The organism is Fulvivirga ulvae (genome assembly GCF_021389975.1).
GTDB lineage: Bacteria > Bacteroidota > Bacteroidia > Cytophagales > Cyclobacteriaceae > Fulvivirga > Fulvivirga ulvae.
This window is the reverse complement of sequence record NZ_CP089981.1, coordinates 6,576,444-6,598,809: the sequence shown is the minus strand read 5'-3', so window position 1 is coordinate 6,598,809 and position 22,366 is coordinate 6,576,444. Positions and strand designations below refer to the sequence as shown.

The following is a 22,366-nucleotide window of genomic DNA, read 5'->3' as shown; positions in this document are numbered from 1 at the left end:
TTCATAAATCCGTACTTCCGTACGGTATCATTCTGGTGCTATTTATATACAATATCAGTTTAGTGATAATTGAGTCTAATTAGAAAAATGACAGACAAGGAAATACTATTAGAGTCTACAGATGGCTATCTCAAAAACCTTATAGCTGAGGTTGCTCAAATATCGGTCGGGGATCATGATACGTCCACTCCATTTCAGGAGCTGGGAATAGATTCGTTTCGTGTTTTACAGGTTATCAAAAAATTGGAAGAAGAGTTTGGTACCCTGCCCAAAACCCTGCTTTTTGAAAATTTCAATATTGATGATTTAAGCAACTATTTTGTCAATAAGCATGAGGAGGCACTTGCTAAAAAGTTCGCCAATGGCAATTCTGCGCCGGCTGCCACTACCCAGGCAGCCTCTGAACCCGTGATCCGGACAAATGAAGCTACCGTGTCAAAGCCTGAGCCGGAGAGCTTTTCAGGAGGTCCTGTTCGTATACTGGAAACGGAGGCCTACAAGCATCCCGACCTTGGCAGGTTGGTTAAAACCCTCTTCGATCAGCACAAAAACGAAGGCTCATCCTCGCGAGGTACCAGAAATATCGCCCCCAACCTGTTCATTGGTAGCGAAAAACGAGGCTTTTTTAACTACAGCCGAAGCAAAAACATTATCCTCGTTTATACCTACACGGGCCCGGAAGACTACTTTGCCACACTGGCAGAGGAGATGTACAGGTATTGTACTGAGCGCAAATTCGAACTTAATATGTTCACCTCTGAAGAAATTGATGCCATAGGAGGGGCTTTGTTTACCGCTACACCATTCGGCGTCATATCCAGGGTTGGCATTGAAGGTTTTACCCTTAAAGGGAGCAAAATGAGACGGCTGCGCTACCAGGTATCCAAGTTTGAAGGTACCGGTAAATGCAGGACTGAAGAATACCAAAACGGCTCCAATAAAGAAACCGACCAGAGTATTGCAGATATTATTGATCAGTGGTGCGCACCAAGGACTATGGTGAACCCGCTGATCCATATGGTAAAAGAAGAGATCCTGACAGGCAAATTAAGCTCCGAGCACCGGCTTTTCCTGACTTACCTTGACGATGTACTGCAAAATGTCATCCTCATCTCAAAGCTGTCTTCTGAGGAAAACGGTTATTTGATGGATCTGGAGTTTTACCCTCAGGACATGCCTCTCGGAGGGCTGGAATACGCCATTGTAAACATTATTGATGTTCTTGCCGCTGAAGGATGCAGTACACTTAGCTTGGGAGGCACCTATGGTTGCAAACTTGCCGATTCATCCAACGCCGATCCCGATCTGGAAAAAACACTGGATTACCTGCGCGAACAAAACATCTTCAACGATGAAGGCAACCTGCAATTCAAGAATAAATTCAGGCCCGAACACAACACCGTTTTCCTTTGCCGGGCAGTGGGAAGCAGTGCCGATAATGTAACCGACATCATCATGATGATTGCAGACCCGATCAAAATGCAAACCTCTGATGAAGAAAACCATACTTACACCTCCGCACAGCAGCCAACAGCTACCCCGGAAGCGAAAGCCGGGGAGGCAACCTCAAAAGCTATCGAAGCACCTCAACCGCTTAAGGGAAGCCAGCCTGCTGAAAATGTGGTGATAGCAGGGGAGGAGCGGTCTGTCATGCTATCGGACTATGGCTTCAACCCATTGAATATTCCTGACAAGCAGGTTGAACTTGATTTGAAAACAGACTCCTGGGCGCAACTGGCCCTTCCGGCCATTCAAAGCCAGTTGAGCTACCTTTACACCCAGCTACAGCAACCTGTAAGCATCGAAGACAGTCTGAGGAGCATTTTCCCATTTTCCCATTTTGCACTGACCACCGCAGGCCGTACTGCAGAGCATGCGTTCTGTAAAGCATGGCCCAAAAAAGGCATAGTGCTCCAAAACCTGCTGTTCCCGACTACCATTTTTCATCAGATTGAAAATGGCTTCACCCCAAAAGAATTGCCACACCCCGAGGTTTTTAATCTGGCCTCCGAAGAACTGTATAAAGGGAACCTCAACTGGGAAGCCCTTAAACAGCAGGTAGAAAAAGACCCGAAATCCATAGCCTTTGTCCTGATCGAGACGGACAACAATGCTGCCGGAGGTACACCCGTATCCATGCAGCACCTCAGAGAAGTTAAAGCATTGCTCACGGAACATGCCATCCCTCTGGTTTTTGACAGCACCAGGATTGTAGAAAATGCACTGTTCATCATAGAGCATGAAACAGAATATGCAGGCAAAGATGTATGGGATGTAGTGCGCGAAATGGCATCACATGCCGACGCTATGGTCACTAGCCTGGCCAAGGATTTTTGTGTAGACAAAGGTGGCCTGATCGCTACTAATGATGCTGCACTTTTCCATAAAATTCAGGACCTGATCCAGGCAGAAGGTATTGGGCTTGACGTTATCGACAAAAAGGTAGTGGCTCTTTCTTTCCATAACCGCAGCAAGATTGAAACCGGCGTTAGGAACAGGGCACAAATGGTGCGCAAAATATGGAGTGAATTAAAGCAGCATGGCCTTCCGGTTGTGCAGCCGGCTTTAGGCCACTGCATATTGATTGATGTCAAGCAAATTCCGGAATTCAAAGCCTTTGAGCATCCTGTGCCCTCATTTGTATCCTGGCTGTACCTGAATACAGGTATTCGGGGAGGGGCACACAATGTAGGCATGCAGAAAGATACCACGATCAATAACCTCGTGCGCCTGGCCATTCCCGTAGGCTTAAAGCAGAAGCAGGCTGAGGAGATCATTTATAAACTGGTGCAGGCCTTTAAAAATAAGGTCAATATCCCTGAAATAATGCTGGAAGGCAGCCAGGCAGATACCTTCGGGAATATCCATGCTAGCTTCAGGCTAAAAAAATACCACAATACCTCAGCGCAGGTCACTACCAAAGCGTCTGAAGCAGGCGCTTCTCCGGCGGGTCAGAAAAGTCCGGAGAAACCTGCGGTTGCCGGTGGTGAAGCGAGGCCTTCGGAAAGCGCATCGGGTCAGGAAATGCAGCATGCCCAGCCTCGCAACGCCGGTGACATTGCCATTGTCGGAATAGCAGGCCGCTACCCCAAGGCTAAAAACATGAACGAGTTTTGGGAGAATTTGATCCAGGGGAAAGACTGTATTGAAGATATTCCCGATACCCGTTTCGAACAGCGACTTCGCAATAAATTCTCAGAGAAATATCGCGGCGGTTTCATCGATGATATCGATAAGTTCGATTCACTGTTCTTCAACATTTCCCCACGCGAAGCCGAATATCTCGACCCGCAGGAGAGGCTGTTCCTGGAAGTGGCCTGGGAAGCGCTTGAAGACGCAGGCTACTACCCTGAAACACTTACAGAAGACGATGCCCCAAGAAATATTGGGGTCTATGTTGGTGCAGTATGGACACTCTATCAGGTACTAGGCACGGAGGAGAAACTTAAGGGAACTTTTGCAAGCCCCAGCTCACACTTATGGGGTATTGCCAACAGAGTATCCTATGCATTTAACCTTTCTGGGCCTAGTTTGCCCATAGATACCGCCTGTTCATCAAGCCTTAGTGCTTTGTACCTGGCCTGTGAAGCCATCTATAAAGGAGAATGCTCAAGCGCCATTGTAGGAGGAGTTAACCTGGATGTACACCAGAGCAAAATAGATATCAATAAAAGTGGCGGAGCCCTTTCTGCAGACGGTGTATGCCGTACATTCGGAAAAGGAGCCAATGGCTATGTAGCCGGAGAAGGAGTGGGTGCAGTCCTGATCAAGCCACTGGACAAAGCTGAAAAAGATGGTGACCACATTTATGGTGTGATCAAAGGTATAGCCATTAACCACGGAGGAAAGACCAGTGGTTTCATGGTGCCGAGCCCTAAATCACAGGCACACGTGGTAAGTACGGCCCTTGAAAACGGAAAAGTCGATGCCCGCACCATTGGTTATGTAGAAGCACACGGAACAGGAACAGAACTGGGTGACCCCATCGAAATATCTGGCCTTACCACTGCTTTTCAGGATTATAATGTAGATAAACAAGGCTGCTCTATCGGCTCGGTAAAAACGAATATCGGCCACCTCGAAGCAGCCGCAGGTATTGTAGGGCTCCATAAGGTGCTTCTACAGATGAAACACCGGAAACTCGTTCCGTCGCTGCATTCAGCGGAGTTAAACCCATTCATAGATTTTGAGAATTCACCGTTTTATGTTGAACAAGGAGTAGAAGACTGGAAGCCGAAGGTAATTGATGGTATTGAGTATCCGCTTCGTGCAGGTATCAGCTCCTTTGGGGCAGGGGGTGCCAACGCCCATGTGGTGATTGAAGAGTATAAAGTCCCTGTTACCCAACAGAAGGAAACCCCTGATAAGCCTAAAGACCAGATCATACCGATTTCAGCAAGAAACGAAGACCAGTTGAAGCAGGTAGCACTTCGTTTGCGCGAGTTCCTGGAAAGGGATATCGCCAGTGTAGCACCACTTGATCTTGGAGATATAGCACACACGCTTCGTGTAGGCAGAAAATCTTTTGATCAGCGTCTGGTGATCATCGCCAAAACCAAAAAAGAACTGGTTCAAAAGCTCACCCTGTTCATAGAAGGCAGGAGGGATGACAGCATGATCACCGGTGAGGCGAAAAACAGCGAAGGCATCACCCGCTTATTGAGCAGAAAAGAGAAGGAAGAATTTATAAAAATGCTTTCCCAGAGTGGTGACTTGCGTAAACTGGCGCAACTCTGGAACGACGGTCTGCTGGCAGACTGGCAGGGCATACAGGCCCTGGAAACAGGAAAAAAGGTGCCCTTGCCCACCTATCCTTTTGCAGATAAACGCCATTGGATTTCCGATGTGTCGGAATCGCCCAAGCTGGCCCTGCAATCCACATCTGCCCTTCATCCGCTGATCGACTCCAACGAATCTACCTTCGAAAGGCAGATATTTAAGAAAACCTTCCACGACAAAGACTTCTTTATTTACGATCACCTCGTATCGGAAATTCCTACTTTGCCAGGTGTGGCCTATCTGGATTTTGCCCGTAAAGCCGGAGAGCTTGCAGCAGGCAGGAAAGTACAAAAGATCAAAAATATCCTCTGGCTGAGCCCACTTACCGTGGTCAACTCTATCCCGAGAGAAGTATTTATAGAATTAAAACCCAGTGGTGAATCCGTTCAGTTTGAAGTATTCAGCCAGGAAGAGAGTGGCAGGCAGGTGTACTCACAGGGAAAACTGATATACGCCACCAACCAAGAGATAGAAGCCGGCCCTGAATACATTGAAGGATTTTCCGAAATCAAGGCCAGGTGCTCAAAAGTTACTGATGGAAAAGAAGCCTATCCACTCTTCAAGTCACTTGGGCTCGATCTGGGGCCAAGCTTCCAGGTACTTCAGGACATCTACAAAGACAACGACGAGATACTGGGTGAGCTACAGATACCCGAAGCCCGCAACAGCGACTTCAACGATTACCTGCTGCACCCGTCACTGGTTGACGGTTCATTTCAGGCAGGTATGGCAGCACAGCTTGGGGCGCAAACCGGGGAGATGTTCGTGCCATACTCTATCGGCGAAGTGGAAGTATTGCAACCGCTCAAACCCAAATGTTACAGCTATGTAAGAAAGGTCAATGAGCCTAACTCCAAAGTTTCCAAAGTAAACGTTTTCATTGTGGATGAAGACGGCTTGATCCTCACCAGGATCAAAGAATCGATCGGAGTGCCGCTCGTCAGCGTTCATGAAAAGCCTGGTCAAAAGGGAGATGATAGCGAATATACAAAACTGTATTATGGTCACGAATGGGAGGAAACCCCATTGGAGGTGCAGGTACAGCCTGATAAACTTGGAACTGTTTTGCTTTTTGATGCAGATGACAAACTGCAAAAGGCATACAAAAACAAGTACAAAAACTCAGGAGAAATTATACGGGTACAGCCCGGAAAGGCTTATGCCAATTCAGGCGACCAGGTTTATACTATCAACCCACAAAACCCGGATGATTTCAAGCAGCTTTTTGAGTCCCTCAATAAAGACTCCATAGACAAAATATGCTTTGCATGGCCGGTTGATAACTCTGTTAAGGAAACCGAATACAGCGAAGGTTTTTTGGGTAGACAGTTGGACAAGGGTGTTTATGCATTCCTTACCCTTTGCCAAACCCTGATAGCACAAAAACTCGACAAAGTCCAGTTAGAATACGTGTACCTGGGTCAGGAGGGGACTACACAGCCACACTATGAAGCCATCAACGGGTTTGCCAAAACCTTGCAACTCGAGCAGTCTAAAATGCAATGCAAGATCCTCGAGATCAGGCAATCCAAAGTATCCTATGAAAAAATACTGGATGTTATCCTGGCGGAGTTTGACCCATCTGCTAAAAAAGCTACGACCGTTCGCTATGAGGAAGACGCCCGTTATGTGAGAAAAGTAAAGGAATTCTCTTTACAGGAAGCAGAAAATTCTGCCCCGGCACATGATCTGGGGCTTAAAGAAAAAGGCGTGTACATCATTACCGGTGGAGCCGGAGGCCTGGGGCTGATTTTTGCCCGGTACCTGGCCGGCGAGTGCAAAGCCCGCCTGGTACTTACAGGAAGGTCAAAGCTTTCAGATGAGCGCAAAGCGGAGCTTGATAAACTCACTGAAGCAGGAGCAGAAGTGCTGTATCTGTCTGCAGATGTTTCTAAATACAATGACGTCGAGCGTCTCATAAAGGAAACCAAAGCTAAATTCGGAGCCGTTAACGGTATTATCCATAGTGCGGGAGTCCTCAGGGATTCCTATCTCAGGAACAAGACACGTGAAGAAATGGAGGCGGTTTTTGCCCCGAAAGTTTACGGAACGCGCCACCTGGACGAAGCCACAAAAGCTGAAAACCTCGACTTCTTCGTTACATTCTCATCACTGGCGGCTGTTGGTGGCAATGCCGGGCAGTGCGACTACTCGTTTGCCAACCACTTTATGGACTCCTTTGCTGCCAGACGACAATTCCTCTATGAGCAGGGAGAGCGTTCGGGAGTGACCTTCAGTTTAAACTGGTCTTTATGGGCCGACGGAGGCATGCAGCTCGATGAGCAAACAGAGATATTCTTTAAGAAAAACCTGGGTATCAAGCCCCTGAGCATTGAGACAGGTTTGGAAGCTTTTGAAAAAGGTCTGCATGCAGGTAAGAGTCAGTTTGTGGTACTGGAGGGCGTGCAGGAGAAGATCGAGAAAGCCTGGGGCATCAAAGAAGTGGAAGAGCCTGAACCTGTACAGGCCGAAGATAATACAGTTGCGGCAGGAGAAGCTTCCGGAGATCAACAGTCCGACAAAGAAGTCTTCAACCTGGTACAGGATGCCTTGTCAGAGCTTGTTATGGAGCTGCTGAAGCTGGACCCTGAAGATATTGAGTTGGACAAAATATTGCTGGACCTTGGATTTGACTCCATAGGCCTGACCACCTATGCTAACAGGATCAACGAAAAATATAAGCTGGATGTAACCCCCGTACTTTTCTTCGAATACCCATCGATCAAAGAAATTGCCGGGTTTATTTCCAGAGAACATAAAGCCGAAGTGCTGAGTGTTCACAAGGTTGCAGGAGCTTCTGCCTCTTCAAATGCCGGGGCAGCGGCACCTCAAACCGCACCTAAGAGCGAGCAGCCTTCCGGTGACAACAGCATTTCATTTAGCATCAATAAAGGGTTTGACTCCCGTGCGTTTGATGATCAGACGGTAGTTTCAGGAGGCAAAGGGTTGTCCACCGAGAGCAGGTTCATAGACCAGCCTATTGCCATTGTAGGCATGAGTGGCGTTATGCCCGAGTCCAAAGACCTTGAAGAATTCTGGGACAACCTCGAGAATGAGAGAAACCTCATCACCGTAATCCCAAGAGATCGTTGGAACTGGGAAGATTACGATGGAGACCCTTTCAAAGAGAAAAACAAGACCAACTCCAAATGGGGTGGCTTCATGAAAGACGTGGATAAATTCGATCCGTTGTTTTTCGGAATTTCACCAAGGGAAGCTGAAATGATGGATCCTCAGCAAAGGATCTTTCTCGAAACCGTCTGGAAAGCTATTGAAGATTCAGGACACAAGGTCTCTGACCTTTCAGGCACAAAAACAGGACTGTTTGTGGGAGTTGCCACCCGCGATTATGCCGATTCATTGGTAGACAAGCACATTCCACTTGATGGATATACCGCTTCAGGAAACTCACACTCCGTACTGGTCAACAGGGTTTCGTTCCTGCTTAATCTGAGAGGGCCAAGTGCGCCTCTGGATACCGCCTGTTCCAGCTCCCTGATTGCTGTACACCGGGCTATCGAATCTATCCATACCGGTAGCAGTGACATGGCTATAGTGGGTGGTGTGCAGTTGATGCTCACACCTGCGGCTTATATTTCCTTTGGTATGGCAGGCATGCTGAGTGGCGATGGTAAATGTAAAACCTTCGATAAGAGTGCCAACGGATACGTAAGGGGAGAAGGCTCGGGAGCTATATTCCTGAAACCGCTGGATAAAGCCGAAGCCGATAATGACCACATCTATGCCGTGATCAAAGCCACTACCGAAAACCACGGTGGCCGGGTGACCATGCTTACCGCACCTAACCCGGTGGCACAGACAGATTTATTGGTGGAAGCCTACACCAAAGCACAGGTTGACCCGTCTACGATCGGGTTTATCGAATGCCACGGTACAGGCACCAGTCTTGGAGATCCTATAGAGATCCAGGCCATGAACAAAACCTTCTCGGAACTCTACAAAAGGAACAATAAAACTCCCGGAGATAAACCACATTGCGGGCTCACTACCGTAAAGACCAATATTGGTCACCTGGAAACCGCAGCAGGGATCGCAGGTATGCTCAAGGTATTGCTATCCCTGAAGCATAAGAAGATACCGGCCACATTGCACTTTAAAGAACTTAACCCATACATCAACCTCAAGGATAGCCCACTCTACATTGTAGACAAAACCAAAGACTGGGAGCCTTTTAAAGATGATCTGGGTAACCCAATTCCAAGAAGGGCAGGAGTTAGCTCCTTCGGTTTTGGTGGCGCCAATGCCCATGTGGTACTGGAAGAGTACGTTCCTAAACAGGAGCAGGCCGTGAGATTGGAAGGCCCACATATCATTGTACTTTCAGCAAAAAATGAAGACCGGCTCAAAGCCTATGCAGAGCTGCTGCTCGCCCATGTGGAGAAGTATGATGATGAGCTGACAGACCTTGCCTTTACCCTGCAGGTGGGCAGGGATGAAATGGCAGAGCGCTTAAGCCTGGTGGTGAACTCCCGTGATGAACTGAAAGAAAAACTGACGAGCTATCTCAACGGAGAGGAAAACGCAGAGGAAGTTTATTTCGGGCGTGTTACACAAAAAACGAGTACTGAATTTGTTGAAGGTACCAGCCATCACTCCGCCGAGGCACTTGTAAGCCAGTGTTTTACTGATAAAGACTTTGCTAAACTGGCCCAGGCCTGGGTAAAAGGTATCGAAGTAGACTGGTATCAACTGTATAAATCAGGGAAGCCACGGCGCTTAAGCCTGCCTACATATCCCTTTGCCCGTGAGCGATACTGGTTTAATCTGGAAAACAGCGAAAAACCGAAACAAGGAGAGTTCGAAAAGCTGCATCCGATGCTGCACTACAACTCTTCCGTTTTGAGCCAGCAGAGCTACACCTCAAATTTCAGTGGTAAAGAATTCTTTATTTCCGGTTACAAACTTGGAGACCAGAGCGCGATGCCGCTTACCGCTTTCCTGGAAATGGCCCGCGCGGCCGTAGAAAAGGCACTGCCGGATACCGGTGAGGCCAATACCCTGGAGATGTACAACACTTCATGGGGAGAGCAGTTGAAAATTTCTGAAGACAAACAGGTGAGCATAGCCCTTTTTGAGAATGATCAGGAGGAAATAGACTACGAGATCTACAGCATGGAAGGCGAAGAGGAAATTGTTCACTGCCATGGCCAGGTGACATTAGGAGGAGGCCAGCCCCCTGCAAAGCTGGATATTGAGCAGCTTAAAACCCATTTTGAAACAGAACCATTAGATCAGGGAGTCCTTTATCAGGCCCTGGAGCAAATGGGAATAGGATACGGCCCGGCACTTAGAGCCATCAGTGAGCTTTATCAGGGTGATAACCAGGTGCTTGCCAGCCTAAGCCTGCCCGGATCAGGGGACGATAACCTCGAAGAATATAGCCTGCATCCGGCCATGATGGAAAGCGCCTTGCAGGTGGCCACCGGATTGCTGATGGGTTTCAGTGCGCAGTCAGACAGCCCCGTGCTGCCTTTTGAAGCCGGGGCACTGAGATTGCTCGCCCCCTGCCAGAAAGAAATGTTTGCCTGGGTGCGATATGCCAAAGGAAGCAAACCCGGCGACAGAATATTGAAAGTGGATATTGACCTGACCGATGCTACGGGCAGAGTATGCATTAAAATAAAGTCCCTCGCATTCGATAATGCTTTAAACCATGCTGTTAAAGACACCTACAGAGATTTTGAAATGCTGCTGAACACTATGCATGATCAAAACCCCGAAGGAGCAGAATACGCCGAAGCAGAAGACACAGAGATCAGTTTCGATAAATTATTAAAAGATCTATACTAAAGCCATGACAGCAATTGATGACATATTAGAAAAAATTGTTTCAAAGAAGATTGAGAAGAAAGAAGCTTTAAAACTCTTTGAAGAATTACCCGAGAACGAGAAAAACTACATGGTTTCCAAGCTGAAAATGCACCTCTCCAAAGGTGACAAAGCAGCAGGGAACGGTTCTTCCGGCCAAAAGGGTAATATCATGAAGGCAATGACAGAGCTGCAACTGGAAGAGAGACATAAGCAGTTTATTGAAAAAATGGCCCTGGAGCTGGCAAAAACAGCCCCCAAATCCAAGGAGAATGCATCAAGGCACCAAACACATCTGGTAGATCAGAGGAAGACCGGTGGGCTGAAAAAGGCTTTGAAACCGCTACAGTTTCACCTGACCTACGAAAAAGGTGACGGTGCATACCTGTATGATATCGATGGCAACAAATACATCGATATTGCCAGCGACAATGGTGTCAACCTTTTTGGGCACCAGCCGGCCTTTATCAAAGAAGCCATCGTAAACCGGCTCGATAAAGGATACCCGCTGGTAGGCTATACCGAAGAGCTCACCCAGGTGACCAAACTATTCAGCGAGCTTACAGGGCATGAGCGTGTACTCCTTACACAGTCAGGCACCGAAGCAGTAATGTGGGCCGTTAGGATTGCCCGGGCAGCCACACAAAAGAAGAAAATAGTCATTTTTGAAGGAGCATTTCATGGCTTGTCCGATGCCGTGCTTGCCGCCAAAGACCAGTTTGGCAACAGCATTGCCATGGGGCTGGGTATGCTACAGGAGTTTGCTGATGAGCTGATCGTGCTCGACTATGGCAATATGGACCACCTCAACGTCATTGAAGAGCGGGCCGATGAGATAGCTGGCGTGCTGGTAGAACCCGTGCAATCACGAAACCCTGCCAACCAGCCCATAGAATTTCTGAAAGAAGTGCGCAAGCTGACCCTGGAAAGCGGTATCCTGCTGATCATGGATGAAATGATCACTGGCTTCAGGGCTTGCTGCAATGGTGTACAGGGCCTCTGGAAAATCAAAGGCGACCTGGCCACCTATGGCAAGATCCCCGCAGGAGGCATGCCCTCAGGTATGATCGCCGGCCCGGCCAAATACATGAACTTCGTAGATGGAGGCGTGTTTGATTACGACGACAACTCCATGCCGAGTGTGAAAAAAGCCCTCATGGCAGGTACACACACCAGAAACCCGATCAAGCTGGCCGCTACACTGGCCATACTTACGGAGATTAAGAAAAGGTGCTCGGCCTCAGGAAAGGATGCATGCGAGCCCAATGCCTGTTTTTTACAGGATCTGAACGAAAAGACCATGCTCATGTGCGAAGAACTGAACTCTTTCTTTGTCATGAAAAGAGTACCCATAGTGATTGAATACTTCAGCTCATTATTCAGGTTCAGATTCCTCGACGACCCCAATGGCGTAGTGAAAGAACTGCTGATGATCTTAATGAGAATGAATGGCGTGGAGACCAGTCCGTCAGGTAACTGCTTCCTTACCGTTGCCCATTCCGACAAGGATATAAAGGCCATCATAAAAGCGATTAAGCAAAGCGCAGATACCCTGCTGAAAGAAGGCTTCTTCTATGAGTCTGATACGGCAGAAGAAGACGATACGCAGGAAGAAGTACACGCGGCTACACCTGCCCGTGCAGATAAACCCAACAAACCCGTACAGGAACCGAAAAAAGATGATCAAATAGAAAAACTACGTGATTTGATCGTTTCTGATTTGAAAAATTTCCAGGAGAAAGGAGTGATGATATGACGGTAGCAACCACACACAATGTATTACAGGAGATCACCACGATCTTCGAAACCACTTTAAGGCTTCCTGCCGGTAAGCTGGATGTAAATGCCAATTTTGAAGATTTTGGCATCGACTCGATCATTTCGATGGAGTTGATCAACAAGATCTCCAAGAAATTCAACATTACACTCGCCCCTTCAAAATTCGTCAATGTCAGCAATATAACAGAGCTGGCCGAATTGCTGGAAGAGGAAATAACCGTGGAGGACGAGGACAGCCATGAGCCTGAGACTAACGAAGTGCCTGAGGTTCAGGCAGAAGCAGCGCCTCAAAGTGCTCCCGTCGAAAAGCAAAAGGAGGTCAATCCGGCTCCTTTGAGGCAGACCGGCGCCAACCGGGCATTGCGTGGTAGAAAACTGGTCAGGGAGTCACACCAGAGCCTGCTGCGCTACATTTATCAAAAATATAATGTTGACCTCTCATACAGGTCATTCCGGTCAGTGGATGAAATCGTTGAAACCCTATTGACCCATCATACCGACGATCTGCTGTTCTACTATGACACCGTTCATAAACATCACGGCAATGGCAACGGTCATGAAGTTAAAAAGCATACAATAACCCATACCCCGGCCACACAGCCACGTCAGACCTGCGATGTGGCTATTGTCGGCCTGAGCTGCAACTTTCCGGACGCACCCGATGCACAGGCCTTTTGGGACAACCTGATGAACAGAAAGAACAGCATCAGGGAAATTGAAAAATCAAGATGGAACTGGGAAGATTACTACGAGCCATCTGCCACCCCGGGCAAGACCGTGTCCAAATGGGGCGCACTGCTCAGCAATATAGACCGCTTCGACCCGGAATTCTTCAACCTTGAGCCTGAGGAAGCACTTTTGATCGACCCTCAGGAAAGGCTGCTGATGCAGGAAGTTTACAAAGCGTTTCAGGATGCCGGTATAGCGCCAAAAAGCCTGGCAGGATCAGATACCGGTGTATATGTGGCCTACGAATATTCAGAGTACGAAAACTACCTGAGAAGAAACATAGACAAGATCCCCGTAGGCAAATACGGGCCGGTCTTTACCTCATCAAGCCCGACCTATTACCTGGCCAACAGGCTCTCATTCCTGTTTGACCTTTATGGCCCCAGCGAATCCATCAATGTCAATTGTGCAGGCTCGGCTGTAGCCATCAACCGCGCCTATTACTCGCTGGCCAATCAGGAAAGCAGCGTAGCAGTAGTAGGAGGTGTTTCCTTAAACCTGTTCGCCGATGATTATATTTCATTGTCGCAATACGGCATGCTGTCGCCCACCGGTACATGCGGCGTGTTTGATGACAATGCTGATGGCTTCACCAGGGGAGAAGGCGTGGCAGCCGTGGTTTTGAAAAGGCTGGAAGATGCCGAAAGAGACAATGACAGAATCTATGGTGTGATCAAAGCCAGCCACCAGAGCAACAGAGGCAATGCCCGTTTCTTATCAGAGGTTAAACACGAAGCCATTACCGGAGCCATCACCAACTGCTACAAAAAAGCCCTCATAAACCCGCAATCCGTTAACTACATTGAAGTGGACGGTTACGCTACCAAATGGGGAGATTCATTTGAGTACGAAGGCGTTAAAAACGTATTTAAAGGACACAAAGCCAAAGAGAAAAATTGTGCATTGGGAAGCGTGAAAGGAAATATCGGCAACCTCGAAGCCGTGAGCGGACTGGCCGGTTTCATCAAGCTGGCCCTGTCGCTTTACCATAAGAAATTTCCGGTGACCATTTCAGGAGAGAAGACCAACACCTTCCTGGATATCGACAACCCGTCGCACCCTCTGTATATCGCCAATAAAGAGCTGGCTTTTGACGAACTGCGCAAAGACAATAGCACACCCATCAGGGCAGGACTTAACTCTTTTGCCGATAGCGGTGTCAACCTGCATATTGTGCTGGAAGAGTACATGAACCGCGAAGTAGCTTCGGAGAACGAAGCCACAACATCTTCGCAACTGTTTGTGCTTTCCGCAAAAGATGAACAGCGTCTCGATGAATACATCGATTCATATATCAATTACCTTTCAGGCCATGGAGCAGGCATATCATTTCAAAACATGATCTACACCCTGCAAACAGGGCGTGATGATATGGATGAAAGGCTGGCCATAGTAGCTTCGAACCACACTGAGTTGCTTGAAAAATTAAAGCTGGTTAAAGATTCCGGCAAAGGAACCTCACTCGAAAAGAAAGGGATCTTCTGCGGAAATATCAACGTCACCAAAGAAAACCGCATTGTGAATATCCTGACCAGGGACATGATCAATACCATGGTGGACCAGAGCTTACAGGCAGCACAGTGGCAGCAGCTTGCCCAGTTGTGGATCAGCGGCCTGCCGATCGACTGGAAAGTGGTCTGGGAAAATAAAAAAGCCCGGCCGGTATCCTTACCTGCCTATCCTTTTGCCAAAGAAAGGTACTGGATAGATGTGGATGGTGCAGAGAAACCGGCAGTTGCAGCAAAACAGCCCCGGCAACCTGCTAAACAGGATACAGCCAAAGCCAATGGCGTACCCGCTATGAAAGCAGAGTGGTTCTTTTTTATGTCTGATGAAGAGACCGGAGAAAGCAAAGCCATGCAACCCGTTGATAAACTGGAGCTCTTCCTAAAACATGAAATAGCGCTGCAACTGAACAAGCCCATGGCTGAAATTGCAGAAGATATCAACTTCCTGGACCTGGGCATGAACTCTATCGGCCTGATCACCATGATCGCCCAGATCAACGACCTGTTGGAAATCACCATTTCACCGGCCATTTTGTTTAATTACTCAGAGGTGAAAACACTGTCAGGATACCTGGTGGAGCACTTTGCCCCAAAAATTGAAAAGCTCAACGTCACCCGGGATAATACACGGGCAGGCCAGGCCAGTGACAGGGCGAAGGTGAAAGCAGAAGAAGGTGAAGAGGCACTAAAGCGAAGAATACTGGTACCCATGCAGGCCAAAGGCCGGAAAAGACCAGTTTTTGCCGTTCCGGGTGCTGATGGCAATGTGATCACCCTCCAACACCTGATCTCAGCCCTGGGAACCAGCCAGCCGTTCTACGGCCTGGAAACCGTGGGGGTGATTGGCCAGGTAGAATCACTGGATAGTGTGGAGGCCATAGCCAAAGCCAATATCGAAGCCATTAAGGAAGTACAACCCAAAGGCCCTTACCGTTTGCTGGGCTTCTCCAACGGTGGTACCATAGCGTATGAAATGGCCAGAATGCTGCTGGAGCAGAAAGAAAAAGTGGAGACACTGATCCTGGTTGACTGCATGTCGCCCACATTGCCCGACGGGCATATGATCGAAGACCTCGTAGAGGGGATCAAGTCAATCTTCATCAGCTCATCCGGGCAACACGTAGACCTGGATGCCGAAGCATTAAAGAAAGTGCCTGAAGGCCAGATCGTGGATTACATATACGACAACATCAAAGACCTCGGCTTCAACTTTCCCAAAGAGCAACTCGCTACAAGCATTCATACAACCATAGCCAATGATAAATTTTGCCGTGCATATCAGCCTTCAAAATTGTCAGCAGCCGTGGATGTGCTACTCTTTAAAGCTACCGAAGGTTATCTCGATACCTATAAGAATGCATCGGAAGATTATGGATGGAACGAATTGCTGAGTAAGCCGGTGCAGATTATCCCGGTTGAGGCCAATCATTTTTCGGTGATCGATAAAGACAATAGCAAAAAAATAGCTAAAAAGGTCAGCGCTTTCTTCAATAAAACCAACCCGAAGAAAGCCCCTGTAAGGAAAAAACGAGCTTCAAAAGCATAAACCGATAAAATTTAACATCTAAAACAGGTAACAAGTATTTTCATTTGTTGCCTGTACGCATTTAAAATCCATAGGATCATTAATAAGTGTAATTATGAGTAAAAACCCGAAACCGCATTTTCTGGAAAGTGTTACCGACATGGTTCGGAAAAGAAGACTGATTATCTGGTTGGCTTTTGTCGCTATTACAGTATTCACCTTTTTGGGCATACCCAAAACCAAATTTGATATGACCATTGAAGGGTGGTTTAAGGAAAACGACCCCGTACTGGTAGCCATGGACGAGTTCAAAGCACAGTTTGGCAGCAACGAAGGTGTTTACATTGTTTACAAACCTGAGGATGGTGACGTATTTTCCCCTAAATCCCTGGAAACTGTAAAGGGGATCTATGAAGACATCATTGCCGAAAAATATGCCAGTGACTCCACCCAGTTAAAGCACATTGTGAAGGTCAACACCATCCTCAATGCACAGCTATTGATGGCTGATGGCGATGTACTGGTTTCCCGGCAACTGATCGGTGAGAATATCCCAGGGACCCAGGCAGAGATCGAGGAGCTTCGCAAGCTTGCCCAGACACAAAGGTCTTTCCCGCTGCTCTTCTTCTCCAAAGACATGAAGTACGGTGGCATACTCATAGAAACGGACTTTGGTACTGAGCTTCTCGAAGACGAAGAAGGTGCATCTGATGATCCGGAAGGAGAAGTGCCGGAAGCACCTGAGGAGCTGGCTATGGATGAACTGGAAGCGCTTGATGAACTTGTAGTAGAGGATTTCAGCGAAGCAGAAGTAAAGAAAAGCGAAGAGCGAGTACGCTTCAAACATGCCGATTTGAGCGAGCTGGTTCCATTAATGGAAGAGATCAATGCCATTTTATACAAGCCGGAATACGAAGAGCACTTCGACTACTATGCCGTGGGCAACGCGCCTTTGGCCTATGAGCAGCAGACTATTGCCAGCAGCGAAGCAGGCCCGATCTACATGGGACTTTTGCTGATCATTGCCGTATTGCTATGGTTCTTCGTCCGTTCATTCAGCGCAGTGGTCTGGTCACTCCTGATCGTTATAGTCAGTGCCGTCTGGACCATCGGCCTCGCAGGCTGGATGGAAGTGGAAGTAACGGTATTCCTGATGCTGACCGTAATGCTGATCCTGACCATTGGCGTGTGCGATGCCTCACATATATTCTCCGGCTTCCTGTTTTTCCGCAATCAGGGCTATGACCGTCGCACATCCGTAGAAAAAGTATTCAAATCCACCAATAAGGCCATCACTCTTACAGCGCTGACCAGTATTATAGGTATGCTGGCATGTCTCATTATCCCCATCCCACGTATCCAGGTGTTTGGGATCATGTCCGCCGCAGGTGTTGCCTTTGCCTGTATCCTGACCATTTTCCTGTTGCCCTTGATGCTCGATGCCTGGGCTCCCGGACTACCCGATAAGGCGAAGAAAAAGAAGTTTACCTTCACCAGCGGAAAATACATCCCCAATTTCTCACTCTTCCTGCAAAGAAGGCTCGACAACGTTTTGTCAGTGGTAGGAAAAAATCCTGTTGGTATTATCTTCTTCTTTCTGATCGTATTGGGGCTCACCATCTACGGCACCACCATGCTCAAAGTAGATACTAACATTGCCAACCAGTTTGTAGAGGGCAACCCATACCGAGAGTCGGCCAGAATAATTGATGAAAAAATGATGGGCAGCCTCAACATGGAGATCTACCTGGATCTCGATAAGGCCAATGCTTTTGAAAACCCGTTTGTACTGAAAAAAATCGACGAACTGCAGCGTACCCTGGAGAAAAACTACAGCGAAGTAGTGGTAAGCACCTCATCGCTCGTAGAAGTTGTGAAGAAGGCCAATCAGACGTTGAATGAAGGCAGAGAGGACATGTACGTGATCCCCGATGAACAGAACGTGCTGGCCCAGACCCTCTTCATGTTCAACATGGCCAACCCTGAAGACCGCAGAAAACAGGTTTCGGATAACTACAGCAAATCACACATCTCCGTGCAACTGTACAATGTAGGCTCCCATAAATACATGAAAGTTTATGAGCGCATGCACAAGGACATTGACGCCACCATTGCAGAGCTTAAACAACAATACCCGGATACCAAAGTGTCCATAACCGGTGCACTGCCTATGAACATGAAGTTCGTGCAGATCATAGCAGGTAACGGACTGCAAAATATCATAGTAGTGCTGATAACCATCACCATTGTACTGATGTTCGTATTCGGTTCGCTACAGGGAGGTTTGATCGCCATTATTCCCAACCTCATTCCATCCATGCTTACATTGGGCTTGTTAGGCCTTACCGGCAACTCCGTAGATATTGACATCCTGTTGCTGCTGCCTGTTGTAGTGGGGATCTCTGTAGACGATACCGTCCATTTTATCAGCCGGTATAAAGATAAACTCAAGGCAGAAGATGGTGACATCAAATCAGCATTACACCATACCATTAAAGAAGTAGGCCAGGCCGCTACCTTTACCAGTTTGGTATTAGGGCTGGGGTTTGGCATACTATCCTTTTCAGCCATGCAGGGAACCGCCAACGTAGGTAAGTTCGGCTCCATTGCCATCTTCTCAGCCCTCATGTGCGACCTGTTTTTACTGCCGGCCCTGATCCTCGTTTTCAAACCGAAATTCCAAAAAAAGGCCAAAATGAAACTTCAGGGAGAAATGGTAGTGCAGAAGTAATATTTAATTTTTTTTAACTCTGACAGGGTTCAAAACCCTGTCAGAGTTAAAAAAAATTAGAAAAACATATTTTTTCAATCTAAAAACATAAATAATGAAAAGAAATCAGATTGTTGTGTTGGTAGTCCTGGCAGTTTTGGCATCCTCATTTTCAATAAATACCTGGTCAGGCCAGTCGGCTAAGGATATTATGAAAAAGGTACAGAAGGTTGCTAAAGGATCCTTCTCCTCTTCAATTCAGAAAATAAAGCTCTCTACCTGCAAATACACCATATCCGACAGCAGGATAGTATGCACGGAAGAGCCCAGGAACAAAGTGCTGGAAAGCATAGCTAAAAACTATGGCGACGACCACGAAGACAGCCGCTCAGTCTCCATCATCATAGAGCCTAAAAAAGAGCAGGGGGTAGGCATGCTCACCTATGAGTACGGAGAGCCCGGCAAGGACAACGATAGCTGGATCTACCTGCCTGCTTTGAGCAAAGTAAAGCGCCTGGCCTCAAGCAGCGACAGCAACGACGACAGCGGAAGCTTCTTTGGCTCCGAATTTTCCCTCGAAGACATGGAAGACCTGAAAATCAATGAATACAACTTTGAGATCCTGGGCGAAGAAAACTACAAAGGCCGCGACGTATGGGTGATCGAATACACCCCCACAGCAGAAAGGGCCAAAAAATCAAAATACAGCAAAACCACTTCATGGATAGACAAAGACAGGTTCATCAGCCTGAAAAAGAACCTGTACGTGAGAGGAGAGCTTTACAAGCAGCTAACCGTGTCAGACGTAGAAAAAGTGGATGATGTATGGGTAGCCAGAAAACTCACCATGAACAACGTAGCCACCCGAAGAATAAGCATGATGAACATGGTATCCGTGGCATTTGACCAGGAAGTAGCAGATGAATTCCTGACCACCAGGACCCTCGAAGACTTTGCCTTCAGAGAACAAAACCTGACCAAATACCGCAGCAACCTTAAATAGTAGAATAGTCAGGAGTATTGAGTCGTGAGTATCTCAATACTCAATACTCCTGACTCACGACTAAACCCATGACTCACGACTAAAATCTCAATACTAACAAATGAATTATTCAAATAAAGAAAATTACTTTGATGCCATTATCGTGGGTTCGGGAACCTGCGGCGCTACCATTGCGAAGGAGTTGAGCAGCAAGCACAAGAACGTCCTGATCCTGGAGCGTGGAGGCAATGATCCGCTGAAGGAATCACTGATGGCCTATGCCAAGATCTCTAATGAAGTGCCCGTAGCCGGTAAACTCAAAGACATGCGTGCGTTTACCACCGGAGGCAGCACGGCCATGTACCTCGCTGTAGCCGACCTGCCACCGGTTGATGCATTTAAAAACCTGGGCATCGATCTCACAGAAGATCTGGAAGAGGCACGCAAAGAACTGCCCATTTCCGAAATATCGGACAACTTCATAGGTGCCCAGGCAAAAAAGCTGGGAGAAAGCGCCAGGGCACTAGGCTACGACTGGAAGAAAAAGCTGATGCTCGTAGACCAGTCAAAATTCGACAATAAAAACTTCTACGAAGTAAAGTGGAAGGCCAGGACATTTGTAGACAGCGCCCTGAGGGACGGGGCCACACTGATCACCCAGGCCACCGTGTCAAAAGTGATACACGACAATAAAAAAGCTATTGGCGTGGAGTACACCATTGGCAAGAAAAAAGAAGTATTCAAAGCTTACGGTGAAAAGATAGTCCTCGCTGCTGGCTCCCTGGCCACGCCGGTAATCCTACGCGAAAGCGGCATAAAGAACGTAGTGAGCCACGGCTTCTATATCAACCCCAGCATCGGCCTTATTGGCTCTATCCGTGGCCTTTCGTCAGCAGAGAATTTCTGTGGCTGCATGGGCGCCAAAGTGGATGATGATATCGAACTGATGGATGCTAATTTCCATCGCTTTCTGTTCAATGTAGGTATGCTCGTTTCAGCCAAACCCTTGCGAATAGCTGCCTATCCAAGGCACGTAGGTATTACCGTGAAAGTCAAAGAACCCATAGGCGGTGAACTCACGGCAGACGGTAAGTTCAATAAAAAACTGACAGATAATGACCACCGCAAACTGGACAAAGGACTGGGTGTGGCGCGCCAGATCCTTGAAAACGCCGGGGCCGGAAAGATCTTTAAAACCGAACTCATATCAGGAGGTGCATTGGGCACATTGAAGATCAAGGAACACGTCGATGAAAAACTCCAAACCGAATACGAAGGCCTGTACGTCTGCGATGGCTCCATATTGCCTGAAAACGACAGGGTAACACCAACATTTACACTCGTATGCCTGGCCAAATACCTGTCGAGGCACCTGGCAGCCACCCTTTAAGAACAATAAATTAACCAAACCATAACCACTTGAGATCAAGACTTTTGATTTTCTAGAATAAACACTAAAAACATGGAACATTCAGGAAAAAGTAAAACCAATGGCTTTTTGTTAATGCTGACACTGCTGAGTGTCGCCGCTGCAGTGGCAGCACCTTTCTTTTGGGACCGATTCATGGAAGGGCAAACAGGGATGATCGCATTGATCGCAGTTGAAATACTGCTGGTAATATTCATCATAGCCTCGACCCACTCCCTCTGGAAAAACTCAGGCTCAGGACAATGGAAACTAAAGTCAGACAAAAAAGGTATGAAAGTCTACACCTTGAAAAATCCGGGAGAAACCTGGCTGAAAATTAAGATCATCGGCCGCTTGAAAGGCAGGTTGGCCAGCATCCTTGCCCTCATGAGAAACCCCGATGCCGCCGACGATGTAGGCATGTTCGACTCATACTACATACCCGGCTGGGACCCCGACAAAGACGGCGTAGACCCGAAACTGGTATACTACACCTTCAAGCAAAAACTGTTTCCCCCGTTCAAACACAGAGAGTTTGTGGTAAAGTCAGAATTCTCACAAGACCCCATTACCAAAGAAATGAAATTCAACTTCGTGGCCGCCCCCGAAATGCTGCCCCAGGATAAGCGCTACTTCCGCGTTACCGAAATGCACAACAAATGGAAATACACCCCCCTGGATAATGGCGAAGTACAATACGAATTCATCTACGACGCCGTAGACCCCGGAGGCAACTTCCCATACGCACTGGCCAACTGGCTGATCCCCGCCATGCTGCCATTTGCGTTCGCCAAAATGCCCAAGATCCTCGACAAAGATAAATACCGAAATGCAAGAATGGACTACGTCATGGAAGTAGACCAACCCGCAGAGGTAGTAGCATAATACCTTCTCTACCCCAGGCTGTCCCCCGACAGCCCCGCACTGCAATTAAAACTATGGCAGTAAAAAAGACACACGGCAAAGGTCTGTCAGGGGACAGACCAAGGGAGGAGGCCGAGGGAAGGAAGAAGGAGCACAACAGCAGTCAAAACTAAATAGCGGCTTTACTAAACTTCCGAAAGTTTGGTAAAGCTGGCCTGTTCAGCCGTACTGACCGCAGTAACACTGCAAAGCC

General features: G+C 47.7%; 7 protein-coding genes. All 7 read left to right on the top strand.

Features of this window, described 5'->3' with window-relative positions; genetic code table 11:
- Positions 1-87: 87 nt before the first annotated feature.
- Complete coding sequence (locus tag LVD17_RS26985; protein ID WP_233763286.1) at positions 88-10,590, top strand: SDR family NAD(P)-dependent oxidoreductase; 10,503 nt, start codon at positions 88-90, stop codon at positions 10,588-10,590.
- 4 nt (positions 10,591-10,594) lie between these two features.
- Positions 10,595-12,364, top strand: coding sequence for an aminotransferase class III-fold pyridoxal phosphate-dependent enzyme (locus tag LVD17_RS26980; protein WP_233763283.1), 1,770 nt, complete (start codon positions 10,595-10,597; stop codon positions 12,362-12,364).
- A complete protein-coding gene (locus LVD17_RS26975) occupies positions 12,361-16,170 on the top strand; it encodes a beta-ketoacyl synthase N-terminal-like domain-containing protein (RefSeq protein ID WP_233763281.1) in 3,810 nt (1,269 codons plus the stop codon). The genes LVD17_RS26980 and LVD17_RS26975 overlap by 4 nt, the downstream gene beginning before the upstream one ends.
- Before the next feature lie 94 nt (positions 16,171-16,264).
- Positions 16,265-18,880, top strand: a complete 2,616-nt coding sequence (locus LVD17_RS26970) for an efflux RND transporter permease subunit (protein WP_233763279.1) — start codon at positions 16,265-16,267, stop codon at positions 18,878-18,880.
- A 94-nt stretch (positions 18,881-18,974) separates the two neighbouring features.
- Entirely contained in the window at positions 18,975-19,862 is an 888-nt protein-coding gene (locus LVD17_RS26965) for an outer membrane lipoprotein-sorting protein (RefSeq protein ID WP_233763277.1), read from the top strand.
- A 100-nt stretch (positions 19,863-19,962) separates the two neighbouring features.
- Complete coding sequence (locus LVD17_RS26960) at positions 19,963-21,231, top strand: GMC family oxidoreductase N-terminal domain-containing protein (protein ID WP_233763275.1); 1,269 nt, start codon at positions 19,963-19,965, stop codon at positions 21,229-21,231.
- 72 nt (positions 21,232-21,303) lie between these two features.
- Positions 21,304-22,134, top strand: a complete 831-nt coding sequence (locus tag LVD17_RS26955; protein ID WP_233763272.1) for an SRPBCC family protein — start codon at positions 21,304-21,306, stop codon at positions 22,132-22,134.
- Positions 22,135-22,366 lie beyond the last annotated feature (232 nt).